This is a genomic window from Rhizobium sp. BK060 (assembly GCF_014193145.1).
In the GTDB taxonomy this organism is placed as follows: domain Bacteria; phylum Pseudomonadota; class Alphaproteobacteria; order Rhizobiales; family Rhizobiaceae; genus Rhizobium.
In genome coordinates this window covers 62,108-78,642 of sequence record NZ_JACHYW010000007.1, presented here as the reverse complement: position 1 = coordinate 78,642, position 16,535 = coordinate 62,108, and the positions used below count along the sequence as shown (strand labels likewise).

The window sequence follows — 16,535 nt, the reverse complement described above, 5'->3', positions numbered from 1 at the left end:
TGCGCAATCGTCATCAGCGCATTTCCATTCGCTGAACTGCGGTCAATACGAGGAGTACGCGCCGTTTGCGTAATTGTGCGATTCCTGGCCCTTGATCGGTGGATTGAAGACGCTGACGAGCCGCATGTCTGTGTGGGCGCGAAGAACGTGTTTGTCGTGTTTGTCCAAAGCGTAAAGTGTCCCCGGCTCGAGTGTCCAGACGTTTCCGTCGCCATCTTCGATCTCGCCTCGGCCTTCGATGCAATAGCAGACTTCAAGATGGTTGCGGTACTGCAGATGCGATTCGCTGCCGGCGCGAACCGTCGTTTCCATCAGCGCGAAGCCAAGTCCGTCGCGCTCCAGAACGAAACGCCGGCTCAACCCGTTACCCCAATCAACATCTCGATCTGTCCCGATAAGCTCTGTCAGTGTGCGCACGAACATTGTTCACGATCCCCAATTCATTCCTTAGCAGCGGTTGCTTGCTTTTCGACGCGCCCATTTGACAAGCTGCATACATGAAATAAAGCAGATAGATCGAACACATTTGTTAGGAAATCAGACAAGTGAATGCGTCCCGAATTCCGCCATTTGTCGCCCTTCGCGCGTTGGCATCTGTCGCAAGGCTGCAAAGTGTCACGAAGGCGGCGAAAGAACTCAACGTCTCCCATTCCGCGGTCAGTCACCACATAAAGGCTCTTGAAGGCTGGTTCGGACGATCCCTGTTTCAACGGGATGGTCGCGGCATATCGCCCGGCGAGGATGCCGTCATGCTTGGACGTGCTGTCGACGACGCGCTTGCGCAGTTGGCTCAGACTTGCGCTGAGATCCGCCAAAGGGACGAAGGGCCTGATCTCACGATTGCCGTCATTCCATCCATCGCCTCGTGGTGGCTGGTGCCAAAACTGCAAGGCTTTCAACGGCTTTGTCCGAACGTCAGGCTGCATCTTGTCTATGCCGTTCCGGGGGTCTCTCTTGAAGGAGCCGACATCGTCATCCAGGCTCACAAAGGTGTCGTTGATATACCGGCCAGTCAGGTGACCGTCAGATTGATGCACGGGATCACATATCCCGCATGTTCGAGGGGCTATTTCGAGAAGGCAAAGGAGAGTGTGGATTTTGCGACGATCGACTCCGGCGAGTTGCTTCATGACGAAACAATGGAGGTTTGGACGCAATGGATGCGAACGACCGGCAGGATAACGTTCTCTCCGGATCGAGGTCCGATATATCAAGATTTCAACCTGCTGGCCGCGGCAATTTTTGCCGGTCAGGGCATAGCTCAATGCCCGGTGGCATTGTTTGAACGGGAGATTCAAAGCGGAAGTCTGATATTGCTCTCAGACAGGCCGGCGAACGAAGACAAATCCTACTGGATGACACTAAGACGGCCGGACAAGCCCGCATGCCGGCAGTTCGGCGATTGGGCAACCTCGTTGACCGACCTTGGTGCCTGATGAAATGGGCTCGTTACTCCGATCAAGAATCATGAGGTCGGGAGTTCAAATGTTCAAATCCGCTCGAATCCAATCAAGGCGACGAAATAGCACTGCGTTGCGAGGCGGACACCGGCTCCTCCGTTGGGAGCGGCCCTTCATCGAAGAAAATGACACCTCGTGCTTCGTATACCCGTTTGATTGCCTCGATTGTGACCGGTTGTGGCGCGCGGGGACCGGGATCGTCTTGTTCAACTCGGCTCACCGTGTTGGCAGTCACCTTAGCCACGGTGCCGGCAGGTGGTCTTGCCTTGCAAATATCGCGTTAAGAGCGAGGCGGTCGCGCACGTGGTTCGCCTGTGGCCGGCTTTTTGGCCGCAGGCACCGGCTTCAAGTGCGCTATCGCCGTCTGTCAAAACCCCATGGCTCTGGCGACAATCCAGGTCGGAACCCCGGCCGTCACGGCTGATGCCAACAATACCGAGACGACCTTGATCGCATAAGCCCGACGCCCGCGGGCATCATCCCATTCGTATCTCATCGACCTAACCTCACACCCCAGTTTTCAAATTGAACTACTGGCGTGAGGGACGAGTCGAGTCACAATTCTTCAACGTCGTTAATAGTGGTGTCGAGCGGTCTGCATGATGACCACTTGCGACGAACCGGCGCCTGCACTGCAGAACGTGTAATGACCCCATAAATCTCCGGACATGATCTCCCACTTAATAAGTGAGCGAGGTAATGTGCCCATGATGACCAGCCACAATCCTAAGAGAGACGTCCTGCCCGGCCCAGAGCGGCGGCGTCGCTGGTCGACTGCTGAGAAGCTTGCCGTCGTTCAGGAAACGTATGAGCCAGATGCGACGGTCAGCATCGTTGCAAGGCGTCACGGCATCCGGCTGAATCAATTTCTGGAACTGGTTCGAGGACAAGCCAAGCCATAGGGCCCTGAAAGCGCAGTGCACGCCTTCGACACCTTTCATGGACCATCAGTACCGCGAAACACTCCAGCCGGTCGGCAGGCTTGGCAACAAGACGCCGCGTCAGATCGCGGCAGAGCCTGTGCGCCGAAGCGAGGATCACTTTTCGCAGAGCCGCCGTCCGCCATAATAGGGCTGGTAGGTGCAGTCCGACGGCCGAAACGAGCGATAGCTGCGAGCGCAGGCAGTGATGTTACAGGACTGCGGCGCGCCTTGGCCTTCGATCACTGCTGCAGTCGATGGCGCTCCATTCAGCCTAGGTTCGGTCATCGCCTCCCGCATGAAGTCCCGCCAGATATGCGCTGGCAAGGCGCCCCCAGTGACCCCGTTCATCGGCGTATCGTCGTCATTGCCCACCCATACGCCGGCAACCAACGGTTCCGTGAAGCCGACGAACCAGGCATCGCGATTGTTCTGGCTGGTGCCGGTCTTCCCGGCCGCAAACGTGCCAGGGTCGGCTCCACGTCCAGTGCCACGCTCGACCACCAACCGCAGGAGGTCGAGGAGATCTGATTGGTAGGTCGAAAGGTCGACATTCGGCCTTGCTTGTGAGCCAACCCGAAAGGTTTTCGTCTCTCCGGCCGCCCGAAAGTCGATGATCCCCCAGGGCTCGACGGGCGCCCTGCCGAGATGGACGGACGCATAGGCGCTGGTGAGGTCAAGCAGGTTTACTTCGGAAGTGCCGAGCGCCAGAGACGGCGTGTTGGCAAGAGGCGCGTTGATGCCGAGCTCTCGCGCGGCAGCAATCACATTGTCCAGTCCGACCTCTTCGGCAAGCGCCACCGTTGCGGCATTTAACGACCGGGCGAAGGCCTCGGCAAGCGTTACCCAGCCGCGATAGCTGCCGCCCGAATTTTCCGGCGACCAGCCGTTGATGTCGATTGGCGCGTCCAGAATCCGGTCAGACAAGGTGAGCCCAGCCTTCAGGGCTGCGTAGTAGACGAACAGCTTGAAGGTGGAGCCTGGCTGCCGCATCGCTGTGACGGCGCGGTTGAACTGGCTGGCCCTGTAGTCGCGCCCGCCGACCATGGCAACGACCGCGCCGTCCGGCGTCATCGCAACCAATGCTGCCTGCTTTGCTCTGGCAGCCTTTCCTTCCCCGTCCAAGGCTGTTCTCACGACCCTTTCGGCGATCTGCTGTAGGTGCGGTACCAGCGTTGTGCGCACCGTGGTCGAACCCGGCGAGGAACCGGCGATTTCGCTTGCCTGCGGCGAAATCCAGTCGGCAAACCAGCTTCCGGAGCGCGGTATCGGCGTCGTCGGATGCAGCTCGGCGAAGCTCGCCTTGACTTCCTCTGCTTGCGATGCGGTGAGCTTGCCATTGGACACCATCGTGTCGAGAACGACGAAGGCGCGTTGCCGGGCGCCTTCGTAATTGTCGATGGGATTCCACTGGCTCGGCGCCCGCAGCAATCCCGCCAACATCGCCGATTCAGGCAGGTTGAGGGCGCCGATTTCCTTATTGAAATAGATCCGCGCGGCAGCCGGCATGCCGGTCGCGCCGGCCCCAAGATAGGCGCTGTTGAGATAGCGCGTCAGGATTTCCCTTTTGCCGAGCTTCCACTCCAGCCAAAGGGCGATGACGACCTCCTGTATCTTTCGTTTTATTGTTCGATCGCTGTCGAGATATTGCAGCTTGATGAGCTGTTGGGTGATCGTGCTGCCGCCTTCTACCACCGAACCAGCTTCGACGTTTCGCAGGAGCGCCCTTCCGATTCCTCTGACATCGATGCCGAAATGATCCATGAACCGCCGATCCTCAATTGAGAGGACGGCATCGATCAGACGTGGCGGAAACTGGTTGTATTGCGCATACGGTCCCTGATAAGGCCCCTGTCTTACCAACGGTTCCCCGTCAGCAGTTTCCAGTATCACGACGGGCTTCAATGTTCCGTCCCGGATCTCGCCCCAGGGTACGTCCTTTAGCGCCCACACGAGTACACTTCCCGCAAGGAGGAGGCCGGCAAGACAGGTCAATGCTATAGAGATCTTCCACCAGCCCGCCTTAAGCGATGCATGCCGGCGATTTTCGAAGGGCCTTGTACGCAGGCCACGAACACTGCCCCGCGTTTTAACCAGAGCAGCCGCGAACCACTTGCCAAGTTCGTGGACAGTTGATGGGGCGTCCAGCGGCATTGATGCCGTGAGCTTCGCTCTCAAGTCGGAAACGGCCGTCTTGGCCCTTGCCCTTGTGAAGGCGAAACTTGCCTGTAAATCATGGCGAAGCGCACCCAGTAGATTGTGCGCCGCCTGTCTGCTTTGACCAAAGGAGCGGGGAGGCTGTTCCGGGGAGGCGGCTTGGGTGGATGAGCCGGGCCCTCCCGATGGGTCCGAGGCAGGCGCCTGCGGCTCAACGTGGTCGGCAGCGAACTCCAAATTTGCCGGGCGATTGGCAGCCGTGGTTGGGTCATTGCCACTTTTGGTCGAGGATTTGGGATGACTAGGCATCGGCTACCGCTAGAGGGCTCTTCCGGAATGTAGGGCTAGCTTATAACGTAGCAATGCTCGACGGCCATCGCAAAACGGTTCGTGTACGTTCATGTTTCGCACGCTGAAATCGCCCCCGCCGCGTGGGTGCTTGATTGCAGGACATCTCGACACCATGGTGCGGGAAGAATTCTCCTCCTGACCACGAGTGCCAAATCGGCTGACGCTGAGGCCCCGCTTGGCAGAAACTCGACGGTTCCAGTCGCCATTTTCATCCCCTTCAACTGAGCGGCGGGCCCGCCGCCGGCGGAGCTTGCTCATCACCGCCAACGCCTGCAATGTTGGTCTGCGGTATAGCCACCGCGTTTCGATGGGTGCCTCAATGTCGGTCGAGCTGTGGCGTTGGCCAAAGCTCGTGAAAATGCTGAACCGGTCCGTGACCGGAACCGACTGTCAGCGTGTCTGCCTGCGCGACGGCCTGGGCGAGGTAGGCCTTTGCATCCGCCACTGCCTTGAGCAGCGCGGCGCCCTTTGCAAGTTCGGCGGCAAGCGCGCTTGACAGCGTGCAGCCGGTGCCATGCGTGTTCGCCGTTCGTATCCGCGCCGCTTCGAACCAGCTCAACCTCGAGGCTGTGGCCAGGACATCAGGGCTCTCCTGCCCAGGCAGATGGCCACCCTTGATCAACACGGCCTGCGGGCCCAATGCACGCAGGCTTTGCGCCTGATCAGCCATTTCCGCACGACTCTCAGCCGTAGGTCCATGCAGGAGTGCCGCAGCTTCGGGCAGGTTGGGGGTCAGCAGCGTCGCAAGCGGCAGCAGGCGCCGAGTAAGGACTTCGACCGCCGACAGATCAAGGAGGGAGGCGCCACCCTTGGCGACCATCACCGGATCAAGCACGATCGGTATACCTTTGTGCGGTTCGATTGCATCGGCGACGGCGCCGGCGATTTCGGCGTTCGCAATCATACCGATTTTGATCGCGTCAACGCGCACATCGGCAAAGACCGCCTTGATCTGGTCGGCAACGAAAGCGGCAGGAACCAGATGGACACCGGAAACACCCTGGCTGTTTTGCGCGGTCAGCGCGGTTAAAACTGCCATGCCGTAGACGCCACGGGCAGAGAACGCCTTCAAATCGGCCTGGATTCCGGCGCCGCCCGAGGGATCGGAGCCGGCGATGGAAAGAACGTTGCGGATCATCCGTGAACCTTTCGAATGTTTTCAGCGATGTCGCGGGTGGCAGCCTCTGGGTCAGGGGTGCCGCAGATCGCGGAGACGACCGCAAGACCGTCAGCGCCAGCCGCGAAGACAGCTCCGACATGATCCGCCTTCAAGCCGCCGATCGCGACGGCGGGAACGCGACAGATCCGCACCAGACGCGCGAGCCCGGCAAAACCAATCGGCTGTTTGTGGTCCGCCTTTGTCGGCGTCGCAAACACCGGGCCGATGCCGGCATAATCCACGATTGCCGGATCGACCGCCGCGGCCAGCGCCTCGGTCTCGACCGAGAGCCCAAGGATCATGTCGTGCCCAATCCGTGCGCGGGCAGTGGGTGCATCCATGTCCTGTTGCCCAATGTGAAGACCGTCGGCACCAATTGCGACCGCGGCCTCGACGTCATCGTTGACGATGAGCCGCGCACTGGTGCCAAAGAAAGCCGCCTTGAGCGCCCGCCCGGTCTCGATCATCCGGGCCGTATCCGCTTGCTTGTTGCGCAGTTGCACAACCGTCGCTCCGCCCGCGACTGCCGCCCGCGCCGTCTCCACCATGCCTAGGCGGGCGCAAAGGTCGGGATCGAGGACGAGGTAAAGTGAAAGATCGATGTTCTTCATGCACAGCGCAGCCGTGCGTGGCGATCGAGAAGTGAGGCGTCGAGCCCTGCAAGCGCGTCGAGGAACCGCCAGGAAAACGAGCTCGGGCCGTCCGCCTTGCTGGCCGCCGTTTCACCGGCAACAGCAAAGGTCGCGAGTGCCGCAACCGTTGCCTCGAAGGGTGCGTCGGGCCGAACCGCCACGAAGGCGCCCACAAGGCAGGTCAGCGAACACCCAAGCGCGGTCACCTGAGGCATCAACGCCGAGCCCCCCTCGATGCGCGCCGCCCGTTCGCCGTTGGTGACGAAATCAACAACGCCGGTCACTGCGACGGTCGCTCCGTGCACCCTTGCGAGCAGGCGTGCGGATTCCTCGGCCTGCTCGACACCGTCGCGGCTGTCCACGCCCTGGCCACGGCTTGCGCCGCCGGCAAGCGCGATGATTTCGGAGGCATTGCCGCGAATGACGGCGGGGCCGAGCTCCAGCAGCCGGTCCACAGCAGCACGACGAAACCCCGTGGCATAATGGGCGACCGGATCGAGAACCCATGGTTTTCCAGACTGACCGGCCGCGATGGCGGCCGTCTCCATGCCGCGCAGCCAGCCTGACGAAAGTGTACCGATATTGATTGTCAGCGCGCCAGCGATCGCGGCAAATTCGCCAGCCTCTTCTTGCGCATGCACCATGGCGGGAGAAGCACCAGCCGCCAGGAGCACATTGGCCGCGATGTTCATGGCAACGAAGTTGGTAATGCAATGGACGAGTGGCGGTCGCGCGCGCAAGTGGCTCAGCAACGTTCCCGGTGAGGTTTGGTCTGGCATGGTGCGCCTTTCAATCGGGGAGGAAAGGCGCGAGGACTTGCGCGGGAAGCTGGAAGTCCCGAGCGACTCCCTCCGCCGGCATTATCCGGTTCAGGTTCAAAGGGTGCTTCTCAGCCCACCATCAGGAGGGCGCCCCTGTCTCTCATTGGCTTGTTGTGGCAGAGAAGCACGCATCTGTCATCCATAAAATGGACACCGCCGGGCAAGAACCCGGCGACGTCGCGTGCGACGTGGTCAGGGACTATTCCGCTGCCTGATAGATGCTCCGGTCGATAAGAGACGATCTCGGGCCGAGTGCCGCAGCAAGTGTGACGAGGACCGAGAGGACGGCGACAAATGTGATGCCGGCAAAATACGGATCCCAGCCAAAACCGGAGGCCGCACCGAAGATCGCCGAAGCTGCCGCAAGGACGATACCGCCACCAATCTGGAAGGACGCGAACAACAGCCCGGATGCAAGCCCGGATTGGTCTTCGCCAACGTCGGAGAGGGCGGCAACCTGCACGGAGGGGTAGGTCATGGCATAACCCACACCGAGCGGGATCTGCGACAGCGCAACCAGCAAGATGGGGTTGATGTGGCCGACACTCAGGATCCAGAAGATATAGCTTATGGCCTGCAGCGCTACGCCGAGTGTCATCAGCCCGGTCGTACCGCGATTTTGCGCGATCGTGGCAAAACGTGGCGCCAGGAACATGACGCAGACGCCGCCGAAGGCAAAGGAGAAGCCGGTCGCAAAGGCCGACCAGCCGACCACGGTCTGATAGTAGAGGGTCGCGATAAACTGGAAGCCGACATAGACGCCCTGGAACAGCGCGGCAATGGCATTGGCGTGGGAAAGCTTTGCCCGCCGGAATATCGCAAGCGGTACCATCGGATCAGAATGGCGAGATTCGACGATGAGGAAGAGACCGATCAAAGCGGTGGCCGCCACCAGTGCTCCCCAGGTTGGCACTGCCTGCCAGCCCTCGGCCGCAGCATTGGTAATGCCAAAGACGAAAAGCAAAAGTCCAGGCGTGATCGTCATTGCGCCTGCCCAGTCGAACGTCGCACGCGGCCCGCTGCGACGTTGATCCGCTGGCAGGACGAAGGGAGCAATCGCCAGCGCGATGACGGCGACAGGCGCGCCCATGACAAGCGTTGCCCGCCAGCTGAAAACGGTCGCGGCCCCACCGAGCACCATGCCGAGGACGAAGCCGGTCGCGCCGGTAGAGGCAAAGACGCCAAGCGCTTTCGCACGGGCTGCCCCTTCGCCGAACACCGACAGGAGCAGGGCAAGGGCAGCCGGTGCTGTGAACGCCGCGGCAATGCCCTTTATCAAGCGAGCGGCAATCAAAGTCGGGCCGCTATCGACAAAACCGCCCGCAATACTGGCGGCAGCGAATATGCCGAGCGACCAGAGGAAGACGCGACGGTGGCCGAAGACGTCCGCGACGCGCCCGCCCAGCAGCAGGAACCCGCCATAGCCAAGCACGTAGGCGCTGACCGCCCATTGGAGGGATGTCGCTTTCATGCCGAGCTCGGCCTGGATCGCCGGAAGCGCGACGCCAATCGTGGATACGTCCATTGCATCGAGAAAGTTGGCAGCGCAGAGCAGCAGCAATGCTACGCTCGCTGTACCTGGAGAACGGGAGTTGGTCATGAATGATCGTTCCTTTCTGCCGACGCCATGGGAGGAAGATTGAGCGTCAGGGAACGAGAAAATGTACACCTACTGAACCTATTGCAAATTGATAGTAACCATGCCAGGTATTACTGAGAATGATGAATGATGCGATCCTCCGAAAGATAGACCTCAATCTCCTGCTGGCCTTCTCGGTATTGATGCAGGAGCGCAATGTCTCTCGTGCGGCCGAGCGGCTTCTCCTCGGTCAGCCGGGCCTGTCGGCCGCTTTGAAGCGGCTGCGAGAGACACTTGATGACGAACTGTTCGTGCGGGTAGGGCGAGGCCTGCAACCGACGGCGCGTGCCCTTGCCATTGCGCCTGCGATCGAGGATGCCTTGTCGGGGATCGAGCGCGCGATCCGGCCGCCTGATGCCTTCGATCCCAAGAGCTGGCAGGGCGAGTTCAAGATCGGCATGTGCGACAATCTGGAATCGGCTTTCTTCGGGCCGCTCGTCGCGCGCCTGCGTGAACTCTCACCGGGCGCACGGCTGATCGGTGTCGCTGCGGACAAGCATGATTCCGCCCGCATGCTCGACGACGGCGCTTATGATTTCAGCGTTGCGGTTCACGAGGATCCGGCATCCTGGCATGTTAGGCAACCGCTCTTCAGTCAGTGTTCGGTCTGCGTCTACGACCCCGTGCAAATGAAGCGAAAGGCACCCTTGACGCTGGAAGACTTCGTCAATGCCGCGCATGTCACCGTGTCCTTTGAAGGCAATACGGCAACGAATATCGACACAGTTCTTGCGAAGGTCGGTCTAAGCCGTCAGGTCGTCGCCACCGTGCCTCGCTTTTCGGCGTTGCCGCCAGCCCTGAGGGCAATGCCGGCGATCGCGACCATTCCGGAGTCGATCGCCCGCTGCATGGCACAGTTGCACGGCCTTGAAGTCTCGGCCCCGCCAATCGAGCTCCCCGCAGACCCGGTTACGATGCTCTACCGACGCGTTGATCACGCCGACGGCCGCTCGGTCTGGTTCCGCAAGCTGTTCGTCGAGGTCGTGGAAGGGGCGCTCAAGGCCTCCGGCTGCTCCATGACCGCCTCGAAGGCCGCTTGATACCAAAGGCTTACGCCGAATCCGGCGGCGCGGTGACATCGAGAGCCCTAGCCGGCCAGTTCAGTAGCGCAGCCGCAAGCTCTCTTCGATCGGGCGCCCCGAGGCGCCCTCCGAATTGCTGGCATTTGATGGCCGCCGCCATCGATGACGCGCGCATCACGTCCTCGATCGCCAAGCCCTCGGAAAGCGTCAGCGCGAAGGTTCCGTGAAAGATATCGCCTGCCGCCAGCGTATCGATGGCCGTGATACGCGGTGCTTCGAGATGGCGGATAGAGGCGCTGTCGTCATCGAACCAGTAGGAGCCTTTTTCCCCGAACGTCACACTGACGAAGGCTTGGCTGAAGCGCTCCTTCAGCAGACGGATCATCGATACCGCCTCCGCCGTCCCCGTGAGGCTTTCTGCGGCCGGCTGCGAAAAAACAATGTGGCTTGCGGCAGGCGCCAGTGTCTCGATCACTCCGACGGGCGCCACGTCACCATCGAGGATGGCAGGTATACCTGCTTCACCGGCAGCGAGCAGCGTCTGTAATGCAAGCTCTGGCCAGCGCACGTCGACCAGAACCGCATCGAATGCCGCGACATCGTCAGCCGTAACCGAATTGACGACCTGATGCAGCCGCGGATCGTAGAAGGGGATGATCAGGCGCTCGCCGCCGTCGTCAACCAGGATCGTCGACACGGCCGAGCGGGCGCCTGCCACGCGACGCATGCCACGGGTGTCTATGCCGCCTTCAGCGAGATCAGCGATGATGCGCTCGCCGGTCTCGTCGTCTCCGACGGCAGCCCAGAGGCTGGCCTTCCCGCCAAGCCTTGCAACCGCAAAGGCGGCGCTTGAGGCCATGCCTTCTGCAATCTGCAACATATCGTATGGCAGGACCTTGCCTTGCCCGGTCGGCATGACACGAACTCTAAAGAGCGTGTCGAGGAGCGCAGCGCCGATACACAGAACGTGCCTCGCCCGCTTCTGTCGCTCCTCCATCGCAATCGCAGACGTCACTTCACGGCACCTGCCGTCAGGCCGGCAACGATCTGCCGCTGTGCGAAGACTGTCAGGATCAACACCGGCAAGGTGACGATCAAGGCTGCCGCGGCAAGCGGACCCCAGCTCACCTGCTCGAACGACAGCATGTTGTAGACCGCAACGGGGAGCGTGCGCGTTTCGCGGCTGGCGAGGACGATGCCGAAGACGAAATTGTTCCACGAGAAGATGACCGACAGGATGAAGGCAACGACGATCCCCGGCCTTGCGATCGGCAGCGCCACCAATCGGAAGACCTGCCAGGGTGTTGCCCCGTCGATGCTTGCAGCTTCCTCCAGCTCCATCGGCGTCGTTTCGAAATAGCCGATCATGATCCAGACGACGATCGGGACGGTAACGACGAGATGGATGATGATCTGCGGCCACAGCGTGCCAAGCAGGTTCAGCCACTGGAACAGCAGGAAGAGCGGGATCAGGAAGGAAAGGCCGGGTGTCATGCGGGCAATCATGATCACGACAGCGGATTTCTCAGCCTTCAGACGGGCAATGCCATAACCGGCCGGCACGCCGATAACGAGCGCCAGGAGCGTCGCCGCCCCGGTGACCAGAACCGAATTCCATAGGTAAAGGAAGAAGTTGTTTTCCTTAAACACCTTGACGTAGTTCGACCAGGCGAAACGTTCAGGAATGAAGATCGGCGGATAGGCGCCGTTATCGATCTCGTACTTCAGGGACAATGAGATCATCCACAGGAAGAACAGGACCACCGGCGAGATCATCACCAGCGCCACGAAGAGAAGTCCGATGCGATCGAGTGCCTTGCGCTTCATCAGCGTGCCTCCCCATCGGACCAGTTGGCGCGCTGCTTGACCATCAAAAGGACGAAGGATAGCACCACGATGAGCACGAAGAATATAACGGCCATGGCCGAGCCGTATCCGATGTCGTAATAGGAAAAGGCCGTGTTGTAGAGATAGATGTTGATCGTCTCCGAGGCAGTGCCCGGTCCGCCCTGCGTCATCGCATAGATGATGTCGAAACTCTTGACCGCGTCGATGCTGCGAATGATGACGGCGATCATCAGGAACGGCGCGATCATCGGCAGCGTCAGGTATCGAAATTTCTGCCAGACATTGGCGCCATCGATTTCGGCGCTCTCGTAGGGTTCGCGCGGTACTGCCGCCAAGCCGCCAAGCACGATCAGCATGACGAGCGGTGTCCACTGCCAGGTTTCGACCAGCACCAGCGAGGGAATGACGCTTGTCTGATTGTAGATCCATTCCTGCGGACCGACACCAATATAGGAAAGCAGGTAGTTCAAGACACCAAGCTGCGGATGAAACATCATCGTCCAGACGAGCGCGATGGCGACGGGAGTCGCCATCATCGGCATCACGAATATTCCGCGCAGAATCCCGCGCAGTGGAAACTGAGCATCGAAGATGAGGGCCGCCAGCGTTCCCAGAAACAACGGGGCGACGACCGACAAGGTCGTGTAGAGCACGGTATGCCACAACGAGTCCCAAAAGCGCAGGTCAACGGCCAGGCGGAGGTAATTGTCCAACCCGGCAAAGACCTGCGCCTGGCCAAGTGTCCAACTGTTGACGCTCATCCACAGGGTAAAGACCCAGGGAAAAACGATGACAGCCGCCACGACGACCAGGGCGGGAATGACGAAAGGCCAATAATTGGGAGCAAACCGGCCCGGTTTGCTCCTCTGCTTTGCCTTGGCCTTGACCGCGGTTGCGGTTTCCATGCTCACCGAAGCCATTATCCCTCGCTTCGTGCCAGGACCGGCTCGAACTGAGCTGTGGCAGTCTTCAGCTCCGTGGCTGGATCGGCGCCGCCGATCATGTTGGTGAGGCCGACGCCATAGATGTCGCGGAACTCGGTGACCGGGATGATGATTGGCAGGGCGAGCTGCGACACTTTCGCCGAACCCGCGACAGCGTCCAGCCACGCAGGCGGCATCTTCACGCCTTCGCGCACCTTCTGATCCTCAAGGACCGATTGGCGGAACGGAACACCGGCGCCGGCCTGAAGCAGGCGCGCACCCATGTCATGGGAAATCGCCCACTGGCAGAAGAGATATGCGGCTTCCTTCTTCTGGCTTGCTGCCACGACGCCGAGACCATCTCCTGTGGTTGCAGCCGCCTGCGCCTTCGGTCCCTTCGGCATGATGCCGTATCCGACCTGGCCAACGACACGCGACTTTTCCGGGTTCTCGATCGGCGGCGCAAAACCCACGCCATCAAGCCACATGCCGATCTTGCCCTGCAGGAAGGCCGATTGGGCTTCGGCCCAATTGAAGCCGGACACACCGGGAGGAGCCGCCTTGGTCATCAGGCGCTGGTAGAGCTTGGCCGCTTCAACGGCCTCCACAGAATTGGTGCGCAGCTTGCCGTCCGGCCCAAGCGGGCTCGATCCGTAGCCGAGCAGCAGCGTCGTCCAAACCGGGGTATTGGCATTCTTGAGACCACGGGCGACGAAGCCATAGGTGTTGGTCGAGGGATCTGTCAGTGCCTCGGCAGCACTTGCCAGTTCTTCGAACGTGGTTGGGTAAGAAACGCCCTTCTTCTCGAAGAGTGCCTTGTTCCAGTAAACGATCCAGTAGTCGACCGAGAAGGGCAGGGAGCGCAGGACGCCATCGGAATCCTTGGCGAAGGTCATGCCGGCCTCGGCAAAGTCGCTTTCGACCAGCGACGGATCGGTGAGGGAAGGATCCTTCAGGAAGCCGCTGATATCGGCAAGCCAGCCGCCCTTTTCGAACTGTCGTTTCTGGACGTGATAGCTCATATGCACGACGTCGAAACTCGGCTTGCCCGAGCTCAATTCGATCGTGGTCTTCTGGCGCTGCTGCTGCTCCGGCGTCGCCTCGGCATTGACCTTGATGCCCGTTAGCTCTTCGAACTCGGGAATGTACTTGATGAGCGTCTCGCTGCGCGGGCTCTTAACCAGGTTGACTTCCAGCGTCGTGCCGGCAAAGCGCTTCCAGTCGACCGCTGCCGATGCCGATCGAATGCCCATGAGGCTGCTGGCACCGAGGGCTGCGGTACCGGCGAGAAAGCCGCGCCGGGTGGGATTCAGGAATGATGATGGCATGTAACTCCTCCTCTTGTTGCCGCCGATCTCCTCATCGCCGGCTTGTTGTCGACTAGATCTTCAGCGCGCGATCCCTCGCGTGGTTGATGTGGGCGGCGAGGTTGTTGACCGCATCCTCGGCCGACCGCCTTTCGATCGCCTCCAGAACCTTCAAATGCTCTCCCATGACCGGGCCAACACGTCCATCGATGCGGAAGCGCTCCTGACTGATCAAGCGCATCTTGATTGAATTAACCCGGTAGGCGTTGGAAATGATCGTATTGCCAAGCGCGTCGATAAACGCGTCATGCATGCCCCAGTCGACAGCTTGAGCACGCACTTCCAGCTCATGGGAGGCGTCGCCATTGGCAATGGCGTCGGCGATATCGCGATGCTGCTTCAAGAGCTCAGCGATCGCCTCATCGGACGCGGAGCGCGTGAAGAGTGCGACCGCCTCCTTCTCCAGGAATAGCCGAAGCTGGAAAGCCTCGCGAATGAGGTTGAGATCGATATGAGCGATCTGCAGGCCGCGCTGCGGGACCGTTTTGATCAGCCCTTCCGCCTCAAGCCGCGGGATAAGTTCACGGATCGCCGCAAGCGTCAGTCCGGTCAGTTCGACAAGGCGACGCTGGGAGACGAACTGACCGGGACGCACGTCGCGAGCCAGCAGGTGGCGTGTGAAGCTCTCATACGCCTTTTCCCGCAGCGTCGGCTGCTCGTCCATTCCGTCCATTGCCTCCCCCTCGTACATGGCGCCTATGCTGCTTTGGAGCGGAAAAGCGCATCGAAGGCAAGAGCAAGCTGTTCCTGTCCCTCGGTGGAAATTGAAACGAGCGGCGCACGAACCGCAAGCCACATCTCGTCGTCGCTGAGGCGAGCCACCATAGCTTTGACGGCCGCGGTAACCGGATATTTCAGAAGCTCGGCGACAAAACCTTCTACGCGGGCATCATCTCTGCCTTCTTGCGCCATCAGCTTCACCTCGCCGGGCAGGAAGTTCGCCATACCGGAGATCGCGCCTTGGCCGCCGAGGCGTACGCCTTTTGCAAGGTGGCGCTCATCGCCGATCAGAATAATGAGGTCGCCGTGGGCTTGCAGCAGGCTTTCGGTAAACGGCCAGTCGCCGGACGAATCCTTGACGCCGGCGACGACCGTCGGAAAAGCTGTACGCAAACGCCCGATCAGCGACACAGTCAGGGGCACCATGGTTACCGACGGAATATTGTAGACGATGACGTCGCGCGCCTTGTCGCCCAGGATCGCAAAGACAGCAGAGAACCACTTGAAGAGGCCGTCGTCGCTGACATTCTTGAAGTAGGAGGGCGGGGCCAACAGAATGTTGCGCGCACCGCGCGAAAGAGCGTTTCCGGCCTGAGCCGCAGCATCCTCGGCAGCATCGACCAGCACGCCCATGATGATCTTTTCAGGAGCGATACCGGCATTGAGAAATGCGGTGAGGATATGCTCACGTTCCTGCGTCCCTATCGAGGATCCCTCGCCGGTTGTGCCAAATAGCGTGACGCTTTCACATCCTGATGCAAGGCATTGTTTTGCCTGTGCAATCATCACATTAACAGCGATCTCGCCCTTGGCGTCGAACGGTGTGGCAAGCGCAACGGAAAGCCCGAACTTCTCAGTCAATGTCAATTCTCCCAGTCGATGTGTTAGACGTAGCAGACTGACATGTTAGTTGTAAATGGGTAATATTTAGGTGCGCGCTTATTGCTCTCCAACAGACAGACGGCTTGAAGGGGAAGGGCCTTAGGAGAACAGGTCCATCGTCAGTGGCCGCTTTCCTTTACGGCTTCCATGGCCACGAAAGTCGACGTGCTGGCGACGAAAGGAAGGCTGGATATCTTCTCGCCGAGCACGAGACGGTAATTGGCGATGTCTGACGTGCGAATTTTCAAGAGATAGTCGAAAGCGCCGGCGATCATGTGGCACTCCTCGACCTCCTGCAGCTTCCGCGCGGCGATATTGAAGGCCTTCAGCGCATGCTCACGCGTGTCGGAGAGCTTTACTTCAGTGAATGCGACGTGATTCTTCCCGAGTTTGTTCACATCGACGATCGCGCGAAAGCCAAGAATATAGCCATCTTCGATCAATCTCTTTAATCTGACCTGGCAGGGCGTGTTTGACAGGCCGACCTTTTTGGCGAGGTCGGTAATGGACATGCGGCCATCGGCGACAAGGGCCTCGATGATCTTGTGATCGAATTGGTCGATTTCCCTTCCATTTGCGGTAATGTTCACGATATTGCCTCTGTTTATTCGCCTAAATTAGGCAAATATATTCC

At 60.1% G+C, this 16,535-nt stretch carries 17 protein-coding genes and 1 riboswitch; of the genes, 3 read left to right on the top strand and 14 right to left on the bottom strand.

All coding sequences use genetic code 11. The features are described 5' to 3' along the window. Positions 1-42: 42 nt before the first annotated feature. Both FHT71_RS09720 and FHT71_RS31535 read right to left on the bottom strand, forming a co-directional pair. On the bottom strand, positions 43-423 hold the full coding sequence (locus FHT71_RS09720) for an ectoine synthase (RefSeq protein WP_132594605.1): 381 nt from the start codon (positions 421-423) through the stop codon (positions 43-45). A gap of 17 nt (positions 424-440) precedes the next feature. After that, positions 441-899 carry a hypothetical protein gene (locus tag FHT71_RS31535; RefSeq protein ID WP_245505578.1) on the bottom strand — a complete coding sequence of 153 codons (459 nt, stop codon included), beginning with the start codon at positions 897-899 and terminating at the stop codon, positions 441-443. On the opposite strand from FHT71_RS31535, the gene FHT71_RS31530 reads away from it, so the two are divergent. Then, entirely contained in the window at positions 876-1,436 is a 561-nt protein-coding gene (locus tag FHT71_RS31530) for a LysR substrate-binding domain-containing protein (RefSeq protein ID WP_245505579.1), read from the top strand. The two genes, FHT71_RS31535 and FHT71_RS31530, sit on opposite strands and share 24 nt — an antisense overlap. 734 nt (positions 1,437-2,170) lie before the next feature. Continuing rightward, complete coding sequence (locus FHT71_RS09710) at positions 2,171-2,362, top strand: transposase (RefSeq protein WP_348632843.1); 192 nt, start codon at positions 2,171-2,173, stop codon at positions 2,360-2,362. A gap of 135 nt (positions 2,363-2,497) precedes the next feature. Here the strand turns inward: FHT71_RS09710 and FHT71_RS09705 are convergent, their stop codons facing one another. The 5 genes from FHT71_RS09705 to FHT71_RS09685 form a co-directional block, all read right to left on the bottom strand. Then, positions 2,498-4,846, bottom strand: a complete 2,349-nt coding sequence (locus FHT71_RS09705) for a PBP1A family penicillin-binding protein (protein ID WP_132594609.1) — start codon at positions 4,844-4,846, stop codon at positions 2,498-2,500. Positions 4,847-5,204: 358 nt separating this feature from the next. Then, positions 5,205-6,026: a bifunctional hydroxymethylpyrimidine kinase/phosphomethylpyrimidine kinase gene (thiD, locus tag FHT71_RS09700; protein WP_132594611.1), complete on the bottom strand. Its 822-nt coding sequence runs from the start codon at positions 6,024-6,026 to the stop codon at positions 5,205-5,207. Continuing rightward, a complete protein-coding gene (gene thiE / locus FHT71_RS09695; RefSeq protein WP_132594613.1) occupies positions 6,023-6,658 on the bottom strand; it encodes a thiamine phosphate synthase in 636 nt (211 codons plus the stop codon). The genes thiD and thiE overlap by 4 nt, the downstream gene beginning before the upstream one ends. After that, a complete protein-coding gene (gene thiM / locus FHT71_RS09690) occupies positions 6,655-7,458 on the bottom strand; it encodes a hydroxyethylthiazole kinase (RefSeq protein ID WP_183719585.1) in 804 nt (267 codons plus the stop codon). The genes thiE and thiM overlap by 4 nt, the downstream gene beginning before the upstream one ends. 50 nt (positions 7,459-7,508) lie before the next feature. After that, positions 7,509-7,605: riboswitch (TPP riboswitch) on the bottom strand. A gap of 94 nt (positions 7,606-7,699) precedes the next feature. Then, positions 7,700-9,100: an MFS transporter gene (locus FHT71_RS09685; RefSeq protein ID WP_132594617.1), complete on the bottom strand. Its 1,401-nt coding sequence runs from the start codon at positions 9,098-9,100 to the stop codon at positions 7,700-7,702. Positions 9,101-9,219: 119 nt separating this feature from the next. Between FHT71_RS09685 and FHT71_RS09680 the strand changes: the two genes are divergently transcribed. Continuing rightward, entirely contained in the window at positions 9,220-10,179 is a 960-nt protein-coding gene (locus tag FHT71_RS09680; RefSeq protein WP_132594619.1) for a LysR family transcriptional regulator, read from the top strand. A 10-nt stretch (positions 10,180-10,189) separates the two neighbouring features. Here the strand turns inward: FHT71_RS09680 and FHT71_RS09675 are convergent, their stop codons facing one another. From FHT71_RS09675 to FHT71_RS09645, 7 genes are all read right to left on the bottom strand, one after another. After that, the gene (locus FHT71_RS09675) at positions 10,190-11,158 is read right to left on the bottom strand and encodes a sugar kinase (RefSeq protein ID WP_132594635.1); all 969 of its coding nucleotides are present in this window, start codon (positions 11,156-11,158) and stop codon (positions 10,190-10,192) included. A 14-nt stretch (positions 11,159-11,172) separates the two neighbouring features. Next, entirely contained in the window at positions 11,173-11,988 is an 816-nt protein-coding gene (locus FHT71_RS09670; RefSeq protein WP_132594621.1) for a carbohydrate ABC transporter permease, read from the bottom strand. After that, positions 11,988-12,929 carry a sugar ABC transporter permease gene (locus tag FHT71_RS09665; RefSeq protein ID WP_132594623.1) on the bottom strand — a complete coding sequence of 314 codons (942 nt, stop codon included), beginning with the start codon at positions 12,927-12,929 and terminating at the stop codon, positions 11,988-11,990. Before FHT71_RS09665 ends, FHT71_RS09670 begins: the two co-directional genes overlap by 1 nt. Next, complete coding sequence (locus FHT71_RS09660) at positions 12,929-14,260, bottom strand: sugar ABC transporter substrate-binding protein (protein WP_132594625.1); 1,332 nt, start codon at positions 14,258-14,260, stop codon at positions 12,929-12,931. The genes FHT71_RS09665 and FHT71_RS09660 overlap by 1 nt, the downstream gene beginning before the upstream one ends. Positions 14,261-14,312: 52 nt before the next feature. Further along, on the bottom strand, positions 14,313-14,990 hold the full coding sequence (locus FHT71_RS09655; RefSeq protein ID WP_183719583.1) for a GntR family transcriptional regulator: 678 nt from the start codon (positions 14,988-14,990) through the stop codon (positions 14,313-14,315). A 5-nt stretch (positions 14,991-14,995) separates the two neighbouring features. Further along, entirely contained in the window at positions 14,996-15,880 is an 885-nt protein-coding gene (locus FHT71_RS09650; RefSeq protein ID WP_132594627.1) for a dihydrodipicolinate synthase family protein, read from the bottom strand. A 140-nt stretch (positions 15,881-16,020) separates the two neighbouring features. Further along, on the bottom strand, positions 16,021-16,491 hold the full coding sequence (locus FHT71_RS09645) for an Lrp/AsnC ligand binding domain-containing protein (protein ID WP_132594629.1): 471 nt from the start codon (positions 16,489-16,491) through the stop codon (positions 16,021-16,023). Between the last annotated feature and the right edge of the window lie 44 nt (positions 16,492-16,535).

Bases quoted from the DNA above. Each gene is read 5' to 3' on its own strand.
- FHT71_RS09720 (WP_132594605.1), bottom strand. From the start codon at position 423: ATGTTCGTGCGCACACTGACAGAGCTTATCGGGACAGATCGAGATGTT.
- FHT71_RS09710 (WP_348632843.1), top strand. From the start codon at position 2,171: ATGACCAGCCACAATCCTAAGAGAGACGTCCTGCCCGGCCCAGAGCGG.
- FHT71_RS09705 (WP_132594609.1), bottom strand. From the start codon at position 4,846: ATGCCTAGTCATCCCAAATCCTCGACCAAAAGTGGCAATGACCCAACC.
- thiD (WP_132594611.1), bottom strand. From the start codon at position 6,026: ATGATCCGCAACGTTCTTTCCATCGCCGGCTCCGATCCCTCGGGCGGC.
- thiE (WP_132594613.1), bottom strand. From the start codon at position 6,658: ATGAAGAACATCGATCTTTCACTTTACCTCGTCCTCGATCCCGACCTT.
- thiM (WP_183719585.1), bottom strand. From the start codon at position 7,458: ATGCCAGACCAAACCTCACCGGGAACGTTGCTGAGCCACTTGCGCGCG.
- FHT71_RS09685 (WP_132594617.1), bottom strand. From the start codon at position 9,100: ATGACCAACTCCCGTTCTCCAGGTACAGCGAGCGTAGCATTGCTGCTG.
- FHT71_RS09680 (WP_132594619.1), top strand. From the start codon at position 9,220: ATGATGAATGATGCGATCCTCCGAAAGATAGACCTCAATCTCCTGCTG.
- FHT71_RS09675 (WP_132594635.1), bottom strand. From the start codon at position 11,158: ATGGAGGAGCGACAGAAGCGGGCGAGGCACGTTCTGTGTATCGGCGCT.
- FHT71_RS09670 (WP_132594621.1), bottom strand. From the start codon at position 11,988: ATGAAGCGCAAGGCACTCGATCGCATCGGACTTCTCTTCGTGGCGCTG.
- FHT71_RS09665 (WP_132594623.1), bottom strand. From the start codon at position 12,929: ATGGCTTCGGTGAGCATGGAAACCGCAACCGCGGTCAAGGCCAAGGCA.
- FHT71_RS09660 (WP_132594625.1), bottom strand. From the start codon at position 14,260: ATGCCATCATCATTCCTGAATCCCACCCGGCGCGGCTTTCTCGCCGGT.
- FHT71_RS09655 (WP_183719583.1), bottom strand. From the start codon at position 14,990: ATGTACGAGGGGGAGGCAATGGACGGAATGGACGAGCAGCCGACGCTG.